This is a genomic window from Bacillus sp. I-2, assembly GCF_001974945.1.
Taxonomy (GTDB): Bacteria; Bacillota; Bacilli; order Bacillales; family Bacillaceae; genus Bacillus; species Bacillus safensis.
Genome location: NZ_LZRW01000025.1, coordinates 1 through 468, shown reverse-complemented (window position 1 = coordinate 468; position 468 = coordinate 1). Strand labels below are relative to the sequence as shown.

The window sequence follows — 468 nt, the reverse complement described above, 5'->3', positions numbered from 1 at the left end:
GGCGCAGCCCGGCCACCTATTTCCAGGACCGTAACGGCGAGACCGGCTTCGAGTACGAGCTGGTCAAGCGTTTCGCCGACGACATGGGCGTGGAGCTGAAGATCGAGACCGCCGACAACCTCGACGAGATGTTCAACCAGCTCGGCACGCCCGCAGGCCCCGTGCTGGCCGCGGCCGGCCTGGTCAGCAGCGAGCACCGCCTGGCCCAGGCGCGCTTCTCGCACTCGTACCTGCAGGTCACCCCGCAGGTGATCTACCGCAACGGCCGCCCGCGCCCCACCAGCGCCAAGGGCCTGGTGGGCAAGAAGATCATGGTGCTCAAGGGCAGCAGCCACGCCGAGCAGCTGGCCGCGCTGAAGAAGCAGTATCCGGCGCTTGAATACGAAGAATCCGACGCGGTAGAAGTCGTCGACCTGCTGCGCATGGTGGACGAAGGCCAGATCGACCTGACCCTGGTCGACTCCAACG

1 protein-coding gene is annotated in these 468 nt (G+C 66.5%); it reads left to right on the top strand.

Annotation, left to right across the window (positions count from 1 at the left end):
- A partial coding sequence (locus tag BAE31_RS08975) for a transporter substrate-binding domain-containing protein (RefSeq protein ID WP_139336380.1) occupies positions 1-468 on the top strand: 468 nt, incomplete at both ends.